Source organism: Microcoleus sp. T2B6 (genome assembly GCF_036700475.1).
Taxonomy (GTDB): Bacteria; Cyanobacteriota; Cyanobacteriia; order Cyanobacteriales; family Microcoleaceae; genus Microcoleus.
On sequence record NZ_JAUBOZ010000007.1, the window covers coordinates 58,059 to 77,049 of the forward strand.

The 18,991-nt window shown below is 46.2% G+C and carries 12 protein-coding genes and 1 pseudogene; 6 read left to right on the plus strand and 7 right to left on the minus strand.

From position 1 onward, the window contains the following. Positions 1-3 precede the first annotated feature (3 nt). The 4 genes from QUA00_RS05000 to QUA00_RS05015 all read right to left on the minus strand — a co-directional run bounded on the left by QUA00_RS05000 (position 4) and on the right by QUA00_RS05015 (position 5,450). Entirely contained in the window at positions 4-735 is a 732-nt protein-coding gene (locus tag QUA00_RS05000; protein ID WP_333064224.1) for a PP2C family serine/threonine-protein phosphatase, read from the minus strand. Between the two features lie 415 nt (positions 736-1,150). Then, complete coding sequence (locus QUA00_RS05005) at positions 1,151-2,917, minus strand: AarF/ABC1/UbiB kinase family protein (RefSeq protein ID WP_333408882.1); 1,767 nt, start codon at positions 2,915-2,917, stop codon at positions 1,151-1,153. Positions 2,918-3,028: 111 nt separating this feature from the next. Next, entirely contained in the window at positions 3,029-3,361 is a 333-nt protein-coding gene (locus QUA00_RS05010) for a DUF6825 family protein (protein ID WP_333378435.1), read from the minus strand. Between the two features lie 520 nt (positions 3,362-3,881). Beyond that, positions 3,882-5,450, minus strand: coding sequence for a protein kinase domain-containing protein (locus QUA00_RS05015; protein WP_333408883.1), 1,569 nt, complete (start codon positions 5,448-5,450; stop codon positions 3,882-3,884). A gap of 622 nt (positions 5,451-6,072) precedes the next feature. Between QUA00_RS05015 and QUA00_RS05020 the strand changes: the two genes are divergently transcribed. Both QUA00_RS05020 and QUA00_RS05025 read left to right on the plus strand, forming a co-directional pair. Beyond that, positions 6,073-7,554: an IS200/IS605 family accessory protein TnpB-related protein gene (locus tag QUA00_RS05020; protein WP_333408884.1), complete on the plus strand. Its 1,482-nt coding sequence runs from the start codon at positions 6,073-6,075 to the stop codon at positions 7,552-7,554. Positions 7,555-8,235: 681 nt separating this feature from the next. After that, entirely contained in the window at positions 8,236-8,850 is a 615-nt protein-coding gene (locus QUA00_RS05025) for a hypothetical protein (RefSeq protein ID WP_333408885.1), read from the plus strand. A gap of 347 nt (positions 8,851-9,197) precedes the next feature. On the opposite strand, the pseudogene QUA00_RS05030 reads toward QUA00_RS05025, so the two are convergent. After that, a pseudogene (locus QUA00_RS05030) lies at positions 9,198-9,513 on the minus strand (saccharopine dehydrogenase-like oxidoreductase); the annotation flags it as partial. A gap of 202 nt (positions 9,514-9,715) precedes the next feature. After that, the gene (locus QUA00_RS05035; protein ID WP_333408886.1) at positions 9,716-12,034 is read right to left on the minus strand and encodes an NACHT domain-containing NTPase; all 2,319 of its coding nucleotides are present in this window, start codon (positions 12,032-12,034) and stop codon (positions 9,716-9,718) included. A gap of 236 nt (positions 12,035-12,270) precedes the next feature. Between QUA00_RS05035 and QUA00_RS05040 the strand changes: the two genes are divergently transcribed. The 3 genes from QUA00_RS05040 (at position 12,271) to QUA00_RS05050 (ending at position 16,069) form a co-directional block, all read left to right on the plus strand. Continuing rightward, positions 12,271-12,921 (plus strand): hypothetical protein, encoded by a 651-nt coding sequence (locus tag QUA00_RS05040; protein ID WP_333408887.1) that lies wholly within the window; start codon positions 12,271-12,273, stop codon positions 12,919-12,921. 242 nt (positions 12,922-13,163) lie between these two features. Continuing rightward, the gene (locus QUA00_RS05045; RefSeq protein WP_333408888.1) at positions 13,164-14,822 is read left to right on the plus strand and encodes an ABC transporter substrate-binding protein; all 1,659 of its coding nucleotides are present in this window, start codon (positions 13,164-13,166) and stop codon (positions 14,820-14,822) included. 236 nt (positions 14,823-15,058) lie between these two features. Then, positions 15,059-16,069, plus strand: coding sequence for an ABC transporter permease (locus QUA00_RS05050; protein ID WP_333408889.1), 1,011 nt, complete (start codon positions 15,059-15,061; stop codon positions 16,067-16,069). A gap of 11 nt (positions 16,070-16,080) precedes the next feature. Here QUA00_RS05050 and QUA00_RS05055 read toward each other — a convergent pair whose 3' ends face one another. After that, positions 16,081-16,491 (minus strand): hypothetical protein, encoded by a 411-nt coding sequence (locus QUA00_RS05055; RefSeq protein ID WP_333408890.1) that lies wholly within the window; start codon positions 16,489-16,491, stop codon positions 16,081-16,083. A 519-nt stretch (positions 16,492-17,010) separates the two neighbouring features. On the opposite strand from QUA00_RS05055, the gene QUA00_RS05060 reads away from it, so the two are divergent. Beyond that, positions 17,011-18,879: an efflux RND transporter periplasmic adaptor subunit gene (locus QUA00_RS05060; RefSeq protein ID WP_333408891.1), complete on the plus strand. Its 1,869-nt coding sequence runs from the start codon at positions 17,011-17,013 to the stop codon at positions 18,877-18,879. The last annotated feature ends 112 nt before the right edge of the window (positions 18,880-18,991 follow it).

Here is an 18,991-nt window from a genome sequence, read left to right on the forward strand (position 1 = left end):
ATATTATTTGAGGTCGATCGTCACGATCACCACAGTAATATTATCGCGTCCACCTTTATCCTTAGCTGCTTGAATTAAAGCATTTGCAGCGCCCTCGCAGGCGCGAATCGACTTCAGAGGCGAAGCTATCAAAGGATCGGAAAGTTCTTCAGTCAAGCCATCGCTGCAGAGCAGCAAGCGATCCCCAGGCTGCACGTCCACCGGCAAAATATCTATCTCCCGCAAATCATCGCGGCCCAAACACTGGGACAAAACGTGACGCCAAGGATGAGTTCGAGCCTGGTCAGGAGTTAGAGCCTTTCTTTTCACAGCCTGAGCCACCCAAGTCTGGTCTTCAGTAATCTGTTCCAAGCGAGAGCCGTGCAGTCGGTACAAGCGAGAGTCCCCGATATTAGCGCACCAGGGTCGGCCCTCATCCCTAAACATTAGAACCACAGCCGTAGTTCCCATATCAGCACGCTCCGGGTGGTCGAGCTGATCCGTCAAAATTGCTTGATTGGCAATTAAAAAAGCCTTTTCCAACAACAGCGGAGAATCCTCTGGCCCTTCCCAATGTTCGAGCAAATAAGATTGAATCGCCTGAGTCGCAATCCGGCTGGCTTCTTGACCTCCGGCGTGTCCTCCCATTCCGTCGGCCACTATGAAAAATCGCCCGTCAGAGTCTATGTAGTACGAATCCTGATTTACGGAACGAACTAGCCCTGTGTCTGTCTTACCTGCGAAAGAGCGTTTCATAGATTGGGTGATTGGACTCATCGAACTTGAAAGCTTGATTTAATGGGGTGCGATTTTTTATTCCAAAACTTAAATCCCGAACAAACTTGAAATTCTGCGGCCCGCGATCGCGAGTTTTGGAAAAATTGCACTTCCTTGACCTCATATTGTAGATCGATATGATGGTAATCCCGTCTTAAAATTTCGGTAAATCCAGTAAATTCAGCAGCACCTGCAAAAAAAACTGGATTTATACCCAAAATCAGAGGTTTGGCTGGCGAAAAACTTAGGCAGCAACCGGGTTTTTAGCCTCAAAGCGCGTAAGGGTTGTAAATTTTAGCAATCTGTGGTATTGCAGCCAAAACTTAACATTCGATGTCAAATTTTGGCTGGCGAGAAATCTCAAACCTGAAATTTCCAATCCCAAATTGGACAATTATGACATCCTGTCTAAACGATCGATCCGCTTGAACAAACGCATAAGAGCCAACCCTGCACCCGCAGCCAGCACGGCAACAGCGACAGCCGGCCAGACTTGATTGCTGACAAACAAAATTGTCGCCGACAAAGTAAAAGCACTCATCAGCAAAGCATAATTCGTGCCCATTTGAACGCTGGTCATGCGGCGGATCAATCGCTCTGTTTCGGCAGAACGGACGCGAATCCGTAAATCTCCCTGTTCGAGTTTGTCAATAGTCTCCTCAATCCGGCGGGGCAAACCCAAAGCACTCGAACTCACCTGAGCCGCCTGACGGCCGATTTCGTTAAAAATGCTGCTACTTGTATCATGGCCATTTCCATTAGTCATAAGCTGCATGGCAAAAGGTTGTGCCACCTCCATAAAGTTGAACTCGGGATCTAAACCTCGGCCCACCCCTTCGATGGTGGAAAAAGCTCGCATTACAAAAGTAAAAGTAGCTGGGAAGCGAAAAGGTTGGTCGTAAGCAATATCGTAAAGGTCATCGGTAATCGCGCTCACAGACTGATTTTCAAAAGGCTTGTCCATGAAGTTATCCAGCATATACTGGATGCTGCGGCGCACCGGACTCATATCACCCGTAGGCACTAAAGCTCCCAAATTGATCAGAGAATCCATAATCCGCTGTCCATCCTTGGAAGCAATGCCGTAGAGCGTCTCCATCAGTCCTTCGCGGACGTTCGACTGGATTTGCCCCATCATGCCAAAATCGTAGAAAATCAGACAACCGTCAGCACTAACAGCGATGTTGCCGGGGTGTGGGTCAGCGTGGAAAAAGCCGTCGTTGAGCAACTGGCGCAAATAAGCTTTTGCCCCCAACTGAGCGATTAATTTACGATCGATACCGGCCGCTTCCAAAGCTTCGTAGTGGCTGATTTTTATCCCTGGCAGGTATTCCAAAGTCAGCACTCGCGGAGCCGCGTACCGCCAGTAAACCCTCGGCACCCGCACCCAGTCACAGTTGCTAAAATTGCGGCGAAAAGTATCAGCATTGCGGCCTTCATGGAGATAGTCAATTTCCAGCCACAGAATGCGACAGCATTCCTCATAAATCCCCATCCAATCTCGACCGCGGCCCCACTTAGGATGGTTTTGAAAGTAGCGGGCAATTCCCTTAAGAATTTGCAAATCGATCTCGAACAGCTTCCGCAGTCCCGGTCGCTGTACCTTGACCACCACTTCCGGGCCCGAATGCAGTTGAGCTTTGTGTACCTGACCCAGACTGGCAGCGGCCAGGGGCACCGGGTCAAAGCTGCGGTAGAGTTCTTGAACAGTCTTGCCCAAATCTTGCTCAACAATTACCTCTAACTGCTCGTAGCTGAAAGCAGGCACTTTATCTTGCAGCTTAGAAAGTTCCTCGACAAACTCTGCTGGGAACAAATCGGCGCGGGTAGAAAATAACTGCCCAACTTTAATGAAAGTTGGCCCCAAATCCAAGAGTGTTTCTCGAACCCAGATAGCTTGAAAGCGCCGTCTGGCAACTTTCTTTTCTTCAGTCACGCCTCCCCAGTAGCTCCAATTTTTGCTGTCGAGCCAGAGGGAAGCCAGCCAGAGCAAGACAAAGGCCCAAATGTCGAAGAAGCGCCGCTTCCGGGAGTATTTTTCGCGATTCCAGCGATAAGCTTTACTTTTGTAGGATTTACTAGCAGTTTTTTGCTCATCGGCTTCGCCAGTGTGCTTGGGGGAGCGCTGGCGATTAACAGAGTCATCAAGGAGAGCAGACACTTGGGTTCCCAAATTGCTTATTTTATGTTGTTGCTTTGATTGAAAGTAGGAGCGCAGGAGCGCAAAGCAATGCGCTCACGTAGTAAATAATAGTTGTGGTCGAGTCGATCGCTAGGGCAAACTGCTGCGGTAACGCTGTAATTCCGATCGCACCAGAGCCACTTCGGCGCGCAGATCGTCAATAGTCGCTTGCAAATCAGCGGGATGGATGTCTTGAATAGTTGTGGTGCTTGCAGTGCCAGTTCTGGTCTGCATCGCCTCATCCGAAGCACGATTTGCCCGTTCCACAACTCGATCGGTGAACTGCCGCAGGCGTTCTCTTTGTTCTGCGTCAAATTTGCCGAGTTCAGAGAAAGCGTTGGTTGCTGCGCTTTCTAATTGCTCGTACAGTGCTTCGGCAAGTGCTCTGCCTACAAAAAAAGCATGAACTGGGGGTTTACTCATAAAAAGTCTCTGTGCGCTTCCGCAACAAATTATAACTTGCTTGTCCCCGATGATGCTTGCTCCCAAAGGAAGGAATTTTGGGGGAATTGACACTCCCACCCCGAGTGTCGGAGATGGGATTCTTGAGATTTAGAACAGTCTAACGCGCCACGGCGTAGCCCAAAAGGGTCGCTTAGACTGGCTCAAATTCGAGGTTGGGGTTGCTTTGTACCAAAATGTTGGCAGCTTGGCAGCATTAATACGCGACCTCACACCACCTCAGCGCCGCGCACATATTCTAACATAATTTAAATCAAAATAGGAAACAGTCCTGCATTTTTTTGCGGGCATTTGGATTGCAGAGGGAATAGGAAATATTCCCTAAACTCAGACGGCGACTGTTGGGATTTCCAGATTAGACCGAAGTTTTTGGAAGATAGTCGTTGGCTAGGTTTGGCTTTATTATCTCAACTACTGAGCGGATATTTGCTGACTCATAAAACCAAGTATTTGTCGGCACTTTTAACCAACAAAAACAATACTAATTTGTCGCAGGTTCGGGAAAAGGCATCGTGGGATCTGCCACAGGGGGTGGTGAATCAGGTGCGATCGAACTATCTGAATTGTTGCCACTGCGGCTTGGTATCGCAGGCTCAGGCGATCGCTCGATCGGCGACGCTATTACTGGCGACGGGGATGCCGACGGCGGTAGGGTTTCAGCGCTAGCACTCTCAGGGGCAGGCGCGGCGGGTGCGGCGGGTGGTTCAGCAGGCAGGGGCGCAACTTCCGGTACTGGTGCAACTTCTGGTTGGGGATCTGGCTCGATTTGGGCTTGAGGCTCTGGAATGGGGGACTCAGAAGGCTCCTCTGCGGGTTCCGGCGTCGGGGATGGCTCCAGTTCCGCTGCGGGCTCTGGCGCGGGAGTTTCCTGGTTTGGAGACTCAGAAGGTTCGGCGCTAGTTTCGGAGGGCTCGATCTGTTCGGGAATGTTGCTGGTGTCTTTGGGGGGTTTGGGACGCTTGTTGAGTTCGATGGGGTACAGAGGGCTGCTTTCGACAGACGGCTGCCCGAACATCGGCCCTGACAAATCGCGGGATTTGAGCAAATCTTCGAGAGAGGGGAAGGACTCAATTTTGGGCCGATTGCTGAGACTGGTGGTGTTGTAGTGCGATGCTAGGTCAAAACCCATCCAGCCTGCAATTGCAGCCGTTACGACAAACGCCACAAAAGTCAACTGCGGCGGGGGAGGTGCGGGCAATCTTAGACTTTGCTTGCCTTTTCTTTTTACTGATACTCGCTCTGTTTCTTGCAGCATGGTGAGCCAATTTTCGACTGTCTGAGGGCGGTTGTGGGGGTCGATTTCGAGTCCCTGAAGGATGGCTCGCTCGATTCCCGGGCTGAGGTTGGGCTGAAATTGCCGCAACTCAGTCAGGGGAATGCGATCGCGCAGGGGTGCTGCTACGGGCGCCACGCCGGAGAGTAAGTAGTAGAGGGTGGCTGCGATCGCGTAGATGTCAGTGGCCGGTGTACATTTACCGTCATAGAGGTATTGTTCGATCGGCGCGTACCCAGGGGAGAGCAAGTTAGTGTGGGTTTGTTTGGTGCCGGCGGTAAAGCCGCGCGCAATTCCGAAATCTATTAACATTACTACGTGAGAATCGGCTCGCCGGATAATATTTTCTGGCTTGATATCTCCGTGCAGCAATCCGCTGTGGTGAACTGTACTTACGGCTGAGGCTATCTGCCGAATATAGTGCAGGGCCTGGGCTTCTGGCAGCGGCCGATCGGTTTCGACTATTTGGGCAAGAGTTTGGCCGGGAATGTAGTCCATTGCGATAAAAGACTGTCCGGCTTCTTCAAAAAAGTCGATTACTCTGACAATGTTGGAATGCTGACACCGCGACAGGCGTTGGGCTTCGGCAATAAACTGCTGCTGAAATTGGGCAGATTCTGGGTGTTGGCGCAGACTTTCGTTGAGGGTTTTGAGTACGACGGTTTGGTTTAAATGGGTGTGGATAGCTCGGTAAGTGATGCCGAACCCTCCTATCCCTAAAGTCGCGTTAATTTTGTATTTGCCCTGTTGCAGGACTGTTGCTGGCGCTAAGTTCATCTTCAGTTGATGCCGTTTCCCAAACTATGCTACCGCCTTTGGGTTATTTCGCAGAGTTAGGGGTTTTAAGCAGTTGCCAAAATACGTAGGTTTGTCTAGGTTTTTCTAAGAATTAGACGGAAACCAACAAGAATTGTGATAAACTGGGGAAACGCTTGATTAGTGCGGGAAGAATAAAGCTTACTGGGTGTGAAAACCACAGAAAAACACTCTTGCTCAAACGGATCGTCAAAAAAACCAAATATTTCAAGTCCTCTGCTAATTAGGCAGTCTCTAACTGGGAAGAGTAGGCCAACCTGAGCAATCAGGAAGCATATAGCACTTGCTCTAGGCAAAACATAGACCGCTAAGTTTGATTTAGAGATTTCTGTAGGTTTTTAGGAGCGGTTCACAGCCGTTGACATTTTACCTAGATTTACCTAGGTTTTAGTTACTAAATTATCGGTAAATTGACGAACAGACTAATTAGCGTTGGTGATGTCTCTCGAAAGAGAATGCGTAACCTTTGAAAAAGACCTCGCCAGCGACGTTTCGGAAATAAAAGAAACTCATTGAAAAACTTGCAAATCCTGCGCGAAGCGATTAATCTACTAGGATGCAACCACATTGAGAGGTCGAATCAATGGCTACCTTAACTTACTGTAAAGGCTTACCCACGCCAGCAGATGAACTCAACGAACTTGGATTTACAGATTTCGAGATGTTCTTGGAAGCTTACGCCCCAATTTTCAGGGCTGCAAGTATTGAAACAGTCAGCCACTTACTTTTAAATACAGACTTCAAGAAATCCGATTGGAACACACACTTACAGCACACCTACGGCATCAATAAGCGCCATGCAAATGGCGTAATTAGTGCTGCCAAAGGTCGTGTAGACGGCGCTAAAGAGCACAGAATTTTACACGTAAAGACTCTTGAAGGAAAGATTAAATCCATTAGTGCGTGGCTCAAGAAAGCCGAGCGTAAGTTGGCATTAGCTCGTAAATTTTATGCCAAGAAAAAATGGCAGAATTCCAAGACAGGTTGTAATTTCCCCATAGCTTGCTCGCTCCAATACAAATCTACCAATTGGCAGAGCTTACGCTTTCAAATACACCATAAAAAGCGGAGACTGACCCGGTTAACGAATAGGCTCGAACACTTAAGACTCAAGCCAATCAAAGTCTTCGTCCCTCACAGTGATATTTTCGTTGTCGGTTCCAAGGACGAGTCTTTCGGTAATCAAGTTTCCCAGTGGAATGGGAACACAATAACTTTTAGAGTCCCCAAATGCTTAGAGTCACGATTCGGGAAAGCCGTATCTTCCGAGGTGGGTGATTTCAGTCGCAACATAAATAGACTACCAGAATGCGGTGCTAAGACCTGGCATTTCTACCGTAAAAACGGAAAGTGGGTTATTGCCTTGCAATTTACTCCCAAGCCGGTGAATCAAGTTTCTAGAAATAGGATGTACGGTTGCATTGGTATCGATATGAATCCTGGTTCTATTGGGTGGGCGTATGTTGATACTGAAGGGAATCTCCAAGCCAAAGGGCAGATTCCATTGCAGATGGGCTTACCGAATGGCAAGCAACAGGCTCAGATCGTTAATGCTTGCCTGCAATTAGCAGCAAAGGCTGTGGAATTTGAATGTCCTGTAGTTTGCGAAGAACTTGATTTCTCAGCAAAAAAAGAATCTTTAGGAGAGAAGGGTAAAAAGTATGCCCGGATGCTGTCAGGCTGGGCATACAGCGAGTTCTACAAACAACTCAATTCTATTTTATCGAATCGCGGAATTGAGCTAATTGTAGTCAATCCGGCTTATTCAAGTATTATCGGTTTGGTAAAATATCTAAAAATGTATGGTCTAGCTAGCGACGAATCTGCCTCTCTGGTCATTGCTCGCAGAGCCATGAAATTAAGTGAAAGAATACCTCGCTCCTTAACCGCCTATTCCGAGGTGAACCCGGAAAAGCACGTTTGGAGCGAGTGGAACCAACTGAATAAAAAAATCAAACGTTCCGGTGTAATATTACGTCGTTGTAATTATTATACCGTTTCTAACTGGAGTTTCTTGGTCAACCTCGATACCGAGGAAGCGCAAGCGCTAAGAAAGAACGTTTAAAGCTTATACCGCAGAGTTTACCTAGGTTTGCCTAGGTTTTCACAAGCGGTACAACCCCTCAGTGCTTTAGTAAGTCTTTAAAATTAGTCGATTTTTGTAAAGATTTAGGTTTTATGTTGACTTATGATCAATCTTATGAGTTATAAGGTTGCCGCATCGCGCTCTTGAGCTTGGGGTATTGACACACTCAGGTCTGAAGAGACGCTCGATTCTTGAATAGACTAGGGGAGAGAGCAATTCTTGCAATCTGGCTGCGATCACTTCAGTTGAGGCGAACTGATACATTCCGATGGCGAATATGATCTGGATTTATAATACGTCGTTTTCCCCTGTTGCTCCCAGAGTCAAACCTTACAGACCTGATTACCTTTTTCGCTCAGACGAAGTTCAGGCGAGCGGCATAAAATGAGAAAGAGGCATCGTATCGGGCTTAATCTTGAGGCTGCACATGGCTCAAACCTTGTAAATAAAAAGGCTGTAAGCATTCTCCCGACATTGGTAGCCCATAGCCATCAATGCTTCAATCGCTCTTCGCGTTACACAGCAAGGCCTGGAGGCAAGCTCAAGTTCTCCGAAGGGGGGAACTTAAGCTTAAGTTGTCACCAATGGGGTCTTCCTAGTAACGAGAAGTGATCGATTAGCAATTAGCAAATTAGTAATTACTTATTCTTTGGTTTGAAAATGTCTGTTAAACAATCACATTACGAGACTTTACTAGCAGAGTACAGCGAATCTTCCGCCGCGATCGCCCTGCTGAAAAAATATCGGGTTTACATGGAAATGATTCCCAGTATCCGCCGCGCCCTTGAGAGTTTAATCACAATTCCTTTGCCAATTGCGCGGTTGCGGGACGGGGTTTCTTATGCGGGAAGGGGGGGCACTAGCATATCGCCCGGACAGGCAGTTTGTTTGCCGTGCGATTTGGCGATTTTGATGTGCGATCCTGAATGGAAAGTTAAAATAGGAGTGGAAATTTTGATTTTCATTCATCGTCCGGGCGAAGAGTTTTCTGAGTTGCTAGGCCGCTGGCGGCAGTCTCAGGTTTGGCTGGATAAAGGTTACGAATGGGTGATGCCGCACCGCTACAGACATATTTACAGCGATGAAGCTGAGGCGGTTCATCCGCTATTTGTTTTGTTTGAGGAAACGCCGGAACTGATTCAACGGGGTTTGATGGCGGCTGGTTTGCCGTTTGTGGTGGAAAGTTTGGACTCTGGGATTGAGGAAGTAGAGGAGGAAGAGTTTCTCGGTAGGGGGGAACTCGGAAGTATTGGTGAAGAGAGTTTTGATTTGTAGGGGTGGGTGCGATCGCCTATAGCCCTCCTATTGCTTGATGTAAAGTAGATTTTTTTCAACGAACCGCAGAGGGCGCAGAGGGCGCAGAGAAAGAGAAAAGAGATAAATATTGATGTTTGCCAATCCTAAATCGGGTTGTTATATGCAGATATTCAAAGATATTTTGGGTGGGGAAAGGAAGGTTTATGGTCCACAGGTAGATCGCATTTCAAACAATCGAATTAATCGATCGCTTTGGCGTTTGTGATCCGGGCAAAAACGGATACAAGCCCCCGATGTCGTGGAGAGATAAAAATTTTAGACGAAAGTTGAAGCTCCCAGATTCATGGAGTAAATCTCAAATCTCAAATCGCAAATCGAATGACCCCTTTAGCTGGGCCGCAAACGTTGGCTTTCAGGCTGGTTGCCTCGCCTAATGTAAAGGTGTGGGTTGAAATTTTGCCCTCGAATGAATGTGCGATCGGTAATTTGGACGTTGGTGCTCAGGGGTTTTTTGGAATTGCGGGTATCGACGACGCCGCCGAGTGTGACTCGATCGCGATCGCAAATTCCCGCCAATTCCAACATGATATCATCGGCGTGTTCCATATTTTCTAGCTTCAATAAACCGCCACTGCTATCTAACAGTGCTTCCACTCCTGCATCAGCCATTGCTTGGGCTTTTGGTACGTCATTCACGGGGCTTTCTTGAGAGCGGACAATTTTTTATGATCTGTCAATAGGGGACAAGTGAAGAATATATTTAGATTCTGTTTGGTTTTAATTGCGATCGCCTTCAAGCAGATTAGTTGCATTCGCTTGTCTTGGTTGACTTAAGCGACCGATCTGGAAGATATTCTCAACAGACGGACGAGAGTCGGTGCTTTTACTTCCACTTTTTAACTTCATATTTTGGCAATAACAATGTTTCTTCAATCTCTTCGCGCACTTCCGGAGATACATTACAACCGCTATTTAGACAGTCTATCAGCAGCTTATTTGCATCGTAATACTGCTGTAAGAGTTGTTTTTGTGAGTCGTTAAACTGCCAGTTATGACCAATATTGCGATACTTTATAATCAAACTTCTGAATTTTTCAGTCCCAAACTGACCATTTTCTGCTTGCCACTTATCAAATAAAATACTATCTTTCCAATCAGGTATTTCCGCTTGAAGTTTTTGCAATAATTGCCACAGATTCAAATCAAACTCACAGTAAGGGGTAACAAAGTCAGTATCGATACAGTCGTTAATGGCATGAGCGAGAGTGGCATACAGACAGAAATCGAGATGGAAATCAACATGATAGTTGTAAAAATCTTCGGGAAAAAATATTAAATTAGAATCAACCTTAAAGGCAAGGTTTAGAGAGCAATCAAGATCGGGCGAATGAGTGGAAGCCGGAGCCAGAGCTAGATCGAAGTAGAAGGCTCGGATTGCTGCTCTTTTAAACGGAAGTTGAATTAAGCAAGATTTTTGATTTATCCAATACAAAAATTGTTGTAACTTTTCATCATGCACTAAAAGTACATCAATTGCCTGCTTCATAAAAAACAACAGACAGTCTGCACTTGCTAACATTTCAACCACTAAAAAAAACACTTCCCGCCAGGGTTTATCAGTAATGTTATTAATCAGAATTGGCCAAGCCTGTTGCTTTGGTATGTATGAATTACAACTGATCGCAATTTTTCTGGCTATAAAATACTCTTGAAAAGTCAAGTGAGAATAAGAATAGATTTTATGCGCCCGTTCCACCAATAACCCATGTTGCGCCTCAATTGATTTTAGCACCGCTTCACTATCTACCTGCAACGCCTCCGGGTCGTTTTGAGCATCGGGCAGATTGCGGATGTAATCAGAAATATACTGCTCTAGTTGTTTCTGTTTAAAGAAATAGTCTCCCTGCTGAAATGTCGTTAGAGCAATTTGACTGAGTAAATCTTTCTTGTGCTGCAATGAGAGATTTTTATAAACCTGCTCTCGCTCAATCTTTCGCGTTTCATCCCATCTTCTCAGCAGAATATCTACTCCTTCTTCATAAAGTTCGGAACGTAAGCCGGGAAATTTGGCTGATTCTTCAAACACCAAACATAACAGCGTCAGCAGTAAGGGATTGGTTGCTAGTTCTCGAATCCGGTTGTTTTCCCTAAGCTGTTGAATAAATTCCTTTGGTTTCGCTGGTTCCTTAGCTTGAAACCATTTTCGGGCAAAGGTGGCTATCTGTTTGTCATCAAAATCTGCGACTTCAACCTCTGTAAACTTATCAAAAGTATAATCTTTTGCTGCAATCCGACAAGTCATTACAAAGTGATTCGTGCGAAACTTGTCAGAAAAATCGCGAACTTGCTTGATAACACGGTTGCTATCCTCATCTTTTACTTCATCTAAACCATCGAGTAAAACCAGTGTCTTACCGTGCTTCAAAAGGATAGCTATTTGGTCAGCAGAAACATCACAATCAGAAAACATCTGGGTGATGTATTCCAGTAAGCTCGGTTTTCCTTCTGTTTCTGCAAACTGCTTGAGTGTGATAAAAATAGGAACGCGATGAGCTTGAAATTTACCTCGATCGCACTGGATGGCTAAATGCTTCAAAAATGTGGTTTTTCCTGACCCTGGCTTACCCAGCACCATTAATTTTGAGTATTTCTCAACTGCTTCTAGTCCTGGTATTGTCTCAGTTACTTGGCCAAGTCCAAAGCGATCGAAGTTTTCCGGGTTACAGTCTTGCAACAGTTCATCTATTTCGCGCCGCCGATAACTGGTAATTTTTTCCAGAATGTTGACGTTGGTGTAGAGGTCACTTACGTCAATGCGTTGCGACATCGTGAGCGATCGCATTGTACCGCACTGGTCTTGAATCATCTCGTGGCAATTCTGGCGCACCTCTTGCACCAAGTCATTTAACTCATCCTCTGACAGATTAGAAGTTGGAGAGTCCGAAGCCTTGCATTTACGATATTCAGCAGTCAGAAAATTGAGCAAGCGACCATATTTACCAGGGCCTTTACCGTTGATACTGAACTTTTTGTAAACGTGGCTCATGCGAGTGGTAAGCGCACTGTTGCTGATATGGAGTTCTGTTGCTATCTCCAACTCTGTCTTGTTACTGCTAAACCAGATTACAAAAGCATCCTCTTGCTCTGGCGAAAGCGCATACTTACGAGCCATCTCAATTAAAAAGTCACGCGGCATTGACATGGACTAGCCTCTCTATTACCTGACAACGAATTCAGTATCTTCTATCTAGCCTTAAATCACAGTTAGGGCTGCTCTTATATTACTTATTGTGGAGCCAAAATGCTATTCAATAGCAGGCTGAAACTGAAGATTCTAGATATGTCAGCCTAAGTCAGTCTAAGTCAGCCTCAACGTGAGAGATATCTCCAAAGCTAAATTGCGAAATTGAATTTAGTAATTTTTGGGAGATTCTTATCATGAAAAGAACCAGGGCTAATGGACGGTTTGACTACAAAGGCAAAAATGGCATTCTGCTACCAGCAGTTACCACGATACTTAAGGCTACACAGCCGCTTGAGTCTGTAGCTGCTCTTTGTAATTGGCGCAAGAAAGTAGGAAACACAGAAGCAAATCGCATTGCTGTAAGCAGCCGTCGCCGGGGAGAACTATTGCATCAGTGGGTTAAGGATTATTTGCAAGGGTTATCTCCCGCTTCCAGCCTAATTCAGCCCTATTGTTATAGCGTTCAGCCTGTACTGGAGAAACTTAGCGAGATCCAGTTGGTGGAGACAGTTGTGCCAAATTATGTGGAAGGATACGCCGGGAAAGTTGATTTAGTTGCCCGTTATCAAGGTGTTCCATGCACTATTGAGTGGACGACTGCTGAAGAACCTAAACTGCGAGTAGAAAAACTCTACGACAAGCCTTTACAGTTAGTTGCTTATGGTGGGGCAATTAATCGATGCTATGGTGAGACTCTGTTTGGTTCTAAAATTGTTAATGCTTTGATTGTTGTGGCTCTTCCCGATGAAGATGCGGAAATATTTGTGTTGGAACGCGAACTATTGCTGGAATACTGGCAGAAGTGGTTGAAACGGCTAAAGTTTTTTGGAGAAAAAGCTGCTTGATAGGTTCAGAAATAGTTAGGATAGAACTGGAGTTGGCCTGTTCTATCCCTAACTATGTTTAGGGTCTTGTTTTTGGGCGGATGGTGTGCTTAGCCGCTAGCGCTTGTGACAGTTGCGTAAGTCCTGATAGAATTTATTAAATTAACCGCAGAGAGCGCAGAGTTCGCAGAGGGAAGAGCCGGGGAGAATTACCATTTTATTATTACATGAGTACAATTTACTATTAAACGGGAGCTATTGAAATGAGATTGTTAAAACCCTGGCGTTTAGTTTTATTAAGTATAGTTTTTGGGATGGCTGTAATTTTATCAAATTGCGGCACTCCTTCAAACACGGTTAGCAATAATTCTCCAACTCCGCCAACTCCGGCGGCGGTTCCGGCTGGGGCTTTAGTTTACGGTGCGGGTGGGCCGCCGATAAATCTGGAACCGGGAAATATTACTGATGGCAATTCGGTGATTGTTATCGACCAAATTTACAATCGCTTGACTGATTTTAAACCGGGAACTGTGGAACTTGAGCCGAGTCTCGCTACTGAATGGTCAAGTTCTAAAGATGGTAAAACTTGGACTTTTAAGTTGCGTTCTGGGGTAAAGTTTCACGACGGTACGGATTTTGATGCGGAAGCTGTTAAGTTTAATGTGGAGCGCTGGTGGGATGCGAAAAATCCTAACGGTTTTCGAGAAGCGGGCAAGACTTATCCGATTTGGAAAAATTTATTTGGCGGGTTTAAGGGAGAAAAAGATTCTTTAGTAAAAGATGTGGCGGTTGTTGATAAGTTTACAATTAAATTTGTTTTGAATCGACCTTTTGCTGCTTTTCCGTCGGCGATTGGGTCTGGTTATTTCGGGATGGCGAGTCCGGCGGCGGTGAAAAAAGCGGGTGCTAAATACGGCACTCCGGGGTCGCTGGCGGTGGGGACGGGGCCTTTTGTGTTTCAGGAATGGCGATCGGGCGATCGCATTGTTTTGGAGAAAAATCCGAATTATTGGAAAACTGGCACGCCAAAAGTCAATCAATTGGTAATTCGTTTTGTTGACGATCCGGCAGCGAGACTGGCTCAGTTGCGAGCAGGACAACTTGATTTTACTGTGGATTTAACGCCGGATCAACTGAAAGAAGTTCAGGGAGATCCTAATTTAGAAGCTGTTGTGCGACCTTCTTTTAATGTCGGTTATTTAGGGCTAAATCCGACTTACGAACCTTTGTCAAAACCGGAAGTCAGGCGGGCGATCGCCCAAACCATTAACAAGCCAGCCATAGTCCAAGCTTTCTGGGGAGAACTCGGAAAACATGATTCGCAATTTATCCCGCCTGCGCTGAATTGGGCGGCGTCCGATCGAGTTAAAGATTATGAATTTAACCCGCAGCAAGCTAAAGCAATGCTCGCGAAAGCCGGTTATCCGAACGGTTTTGATTTGGATTTGTGGTATATGCCCGTGGGCCGTCCCTATTTTCCCACGCCGAAGCCGATCGCTGAGGCATTTGCGGCGGATTTGAGCGCGATCGGGATTCGGGTAAAATTGCTGACAAAGGATTGGTCTGCTTATTTAGCCGATCGGCTAAAACCTCCCGGATTTCAATCTTTTATGATGGGTTGGACTGGAGATTATGGCGATCCAGACAATTTTTATTATCCTCACTTCGGGCCTGGTTCCACGGGGGATTTGGGAAATTGGAAAAATCCGAAAGTTCTGGAACTTTTGGATCAGGGGAGGGCGAGTGGCGATAAAGCAGCTAGGGCGAAAATTTATGCGGAAGTTAGCGAGATTTTGCATGGGGAAGCTGTGCGTTTGCCGATCGTACATTCGCAGCCGCTTTTAGGGAAACGCAAGAATATTCAAGGTTGGATTCCGAGTCCTTTGGGGTCTGAGTCTTTTGAGGATGTTAGTAAGTCTTGAAAGCGGCGGGTTTTCCTTGTATCTAATTGTGTAGGGGCGGGTTTTACCAACAATATAGCCCTAATACCGACAATCTCAAAAACCCGCCCTCTTCACTTCGTGGTTCCCTAAAAAAGGGCGGGTTTATCTATATTTTTAGTCATGCCAAATATTGCTCATAAAAAAACCCCTACCAATCATATAATAATATGTGAAAAAGCCGCAAAATCCGAGACGCTAGAATCTATATTAAAAACATGATTAATTATATTGTAAAACGTTTGCTGGGACTATTGCCCGTCCTTTTCGGAATCACTCTGCTAGTATTTATATTTTTGCATTTGATACCAGGAGACCCAGCTACAGTGCTTTTGGGAGAACGGGGAACTCCCGAACAGGTGGAAATTTTGAGAGCGAGATTAGGTTTAAATCAGCCTTTACCTTTGCAATATTTGGCGTTTTTATGGAGTTTGCTGCGCTTGGATTTGGGAAATAGTATTATTAGCGGTATTCCGATAATTGATGAAATTACAAGTCGCTGGCCTGCTACTTTTGAACTGTCTGTGGTGGCGATGTTGGTGGCACTTGTTATCGGAATTCCGGCCGGTATTTTGGCTGCTGTTCGGAAAAATAGCTGGCTGGACAATCTCGCGATGAGTGGTTCGTTAATTGGCGTATCTTTGCCGGTTTATTGGTTGGGATTGATGTTGATTTATTTGTTTGCTGTTTATCTGAAATGGCTGCCTCCTAGCGGGCGAATTAGTGTAGATTTGGGGTTTGGTTTTAAGTCGATTACGGGTATTTATGTTTTGGATGCTTTGCTGAGATGGGATTTTGCCGCTTTGCGGGATGCGATCGCCCATTTAATCCTGCCAGCTTTGACTTTAGGAACTATTCCTCTGGCTATTATAGCTCGCATCACTCGTTCGGCGATGCTGGAAGTCCTTTCTCAAGATTACATCCGCACTGCAAGGGCTAAGGGATTGCCGGAATATTGGGTGATTTTGAAACACGCTTTGAAAAATGCGTTTTTGCCGATCGTCACAACTATTGGTTTGCAGTTCGGCACTCTTTTAGGGGGCGCTATTCTGACTGAAACGATTTTCTCGTGGCCGGGAATTGGTTCTTGGATTTATAGCGGTATTCTGACGCGGGATTACCCCATTGTCCAAGGAGGAGTTATTTTTGTGGCTGTAACTTTTGTACTGATTAATCTGGCGGTTGATATTTCCTATGCTTTTTTCGATCCGAGAATTCAGTACCGTTAATGAAAAGGAAATTAGACACGAAATGCTTGTTTGACATCCGGCCGCTGCAGGTAGTAAATGCTAGCCACTGCAAAACCCAGAGTTAAAAAATTGACTGCTGTACCGCCGCTGCCAAACATTTTGACAATTTGCGCGAGGGTGGCGATGATATGGACAATTAACGTTCCCGTCCAAGCCCAATTTTTGAGTTGAAACAAACCCCAAGTTAAGAGTAAAGAGAGGAGGCCTAAAATAAAACTAATTCCAGCAAAAATTGCAATGAAGCCGCCAATTACAGTGCCAACTTTTGCGCCGGCGACAGCCGCACCGAGACCGCCAAAAATGCCTGCAAAAAGTAAGATGAACAAGCCGTCAAGCAGACTGAAAATGCCGCTAATTAGCTGCAAGATTGCCAAAACTGTAACGCTTTGAGGACGATTCATTTTTGTTTATTTTCCATTTTTAAGGGGATTTGGAAAACATTTTACCCTGTTGTGGGCACAGGGCTGATATGGATTCAGGGTTTACGCACCGCTACCCGTGAAACCGGGTTTATGAGAATAAGTGTGTCCATACTGTCTCGTTGCGAGATTCGCACTGGCAGATCCCGCAGCTATGGGCTCGCGAGTCCGCAATGACCGAGTTTAGTCGATCGCCCGCTGCCCGATCGGCCTTTGTTGCTGCTGAGGATCACGCCCCGATATCCCAAAAATGATATTATTTATTAAAATATATTTTTATTTGCCAGCAGCCGGGAGCGATTTTGTTTAGATCCACCTCTTTTGGCTGAAAAAACTTAACATTTTTTAATAAATTGCAAAGATTAGCTATAATTGTTTACAGGTGCGGGTTGGGGAACTTTTTATAAATCACCCGATCGGATGAGTCTGAAAGACGATGCCAAGCATCAGCAAAAATTTTACCTTTAAAGGTAATCCTGAGATTAAATTAGGTGAGTCGGTATGATCGTTAGCCCTAAAAAGGAAACTGCTCAGGTCAAGGTGGAAGATACTCAGATTGTAGACACCAAGGCCGCAGAGACCAAAATTGCAGATAAAAAAACCGCCCAAAAGCAGTCTCCGAAGAAACCCGCGCGCAAACCGCAGCGGTGGGCGATTGGGTTGGTTGCAGCCGGGTTGCTAGCTGTACCGACCACAATATATATAGCAAAAAGTCGATCGCAGCCGAAAGTAGATGCGATCGCCACTATGACAGTGTCGGTGGAAGCGCAAAACCTCACGGTGCGGATCACGTCCAGTGGCACGGTGCAGCCCGTACAGCGCGTGAATCTCAGCCCGAAAGGTTCCGGGCGCATAGCAGAATTATTTGTCGAACAAGGCGATAAAGTCGAAGCAGGACAAATCGTGGCCCGCATGGAAAGCCGCGATGTAGAAGCTCAACTCGCTCAAGCTAAAGCCCGCGAAGCTAGCGTGCGAGCAAAACTCGCCAAAATCGAAGCCGGGAATCGATCGGAAGACATCGCCAGCGCCCGAGCGCGCTTAGAGCAAGCCGAAGCCAGTCTCGCGCAAGCCCAAGCCGGTAGCCGCGTTGAAGAAGTTGCAGGAGCCAGAGCCCGCTTGCAGCAGACTCAAGCAGGCTTGCAGCGACTGCGAGCCGGCAGCCGCGTTGAAGAAGTCAGCCAAGCGCGAGCTCGTTTAGCCCAAGCTCAAGCTCGTTTAGCAGATGCTCAAACCGGCAGTGTCAAACAAGAAATTGCCCAAGCACAAACGCAAATTGACTCGAGTAAAGCCCAAGCGGAACTAACTGCTCAACGGGTGGAACGCAACCGACCGCTAGTGGAAGAAGGCGCTCTTGCTAAAGATAAACTTGATGAATTAATTAAAGAAAATCGCACTGCCCAAGCTAAATTAATAGAATCTCAAAGACGCCTGCAACAACTACAAGAAAGTCGGGAGTCCCAAATTAAGCAACTGCAAGCTGCTGTGCAAGTCGAGCAGCAAGCATTGAACCAATTGCAAAACGGCACGCGATCGGAAGAAATTGCCAAAGGCGAAGCAGAAGTTGCCGAAGCTAAAAGCAAATTAGCACAACTAGAAAACGGCAACCGTCCCGAAGAAATCGCCAAAGCAGAAGCAGCAGTTGCTGAAGCAAAAAGCCAATTTGCCGCACAAGAAAACGGTTCTCGCCCGGAAGAAATAGCTCAAGCTAAAGCTGAATTAGCCGAAGCTCAAGCTCAAGTTCGCTTTCAAGAAGTGCAGTTAGAAGATACGAAAGTTCGCGCTCCTTTTGCTGGAATTATTACCCAAAGATACGCCATCCAAGGAGCTTTTGTAACTCCCGCAACTTCTGCCTCGGAAGCAACTTCGGCAACTTCGACATCGATTGTCGCTCTAGCTAGAGATGTGGAAGTTTTGGCGAAAGTCCCGGAGGCTGATATCAGTCAAATTAAACCGGGTCAAGTCGTTGAAATAGTGGCTGATGCTTATCCCGATAAAGTGTTTAAAGGTCGCGTTAAATTAATTGCACCGGAAGCGGTTAAGGAACGGGATGTGACCCTATTTCAAGTGCGAGTTGCCATTGATACGGGCAAAGAGTCGCTGCAATCGGGGATGAATGTAGATTTGAGATTTGTTGGTCAAAAGCTGAGCAATGCTTTAGTTGTGCCGACGGTGGCAATTGTCACTAATAAAGGTCAAACGGGTGTGCTGGTTCCTGATGAGAAACAACAGCCGAAGTTTAAGCCTGTTACGGTTGGATCGACTATTGGCAACAAGATTCAGATTTTAGAGGGTGCAAAAGTGGGCGATCGCGTTTTTACCGAACTTCCTCAAGGTAAAAAATTAGAGGATATTATCAAGAATCAAAAGTAGGGCATAAGGCATGGGCCACAGGGCCGGGGGCATGGGGCATGGGGCATGGGGCATTATTTATCTCGATCGCTCTAGGGTGTTTTCTTTCCCCGGAGATCCCCCCTAACCCCCC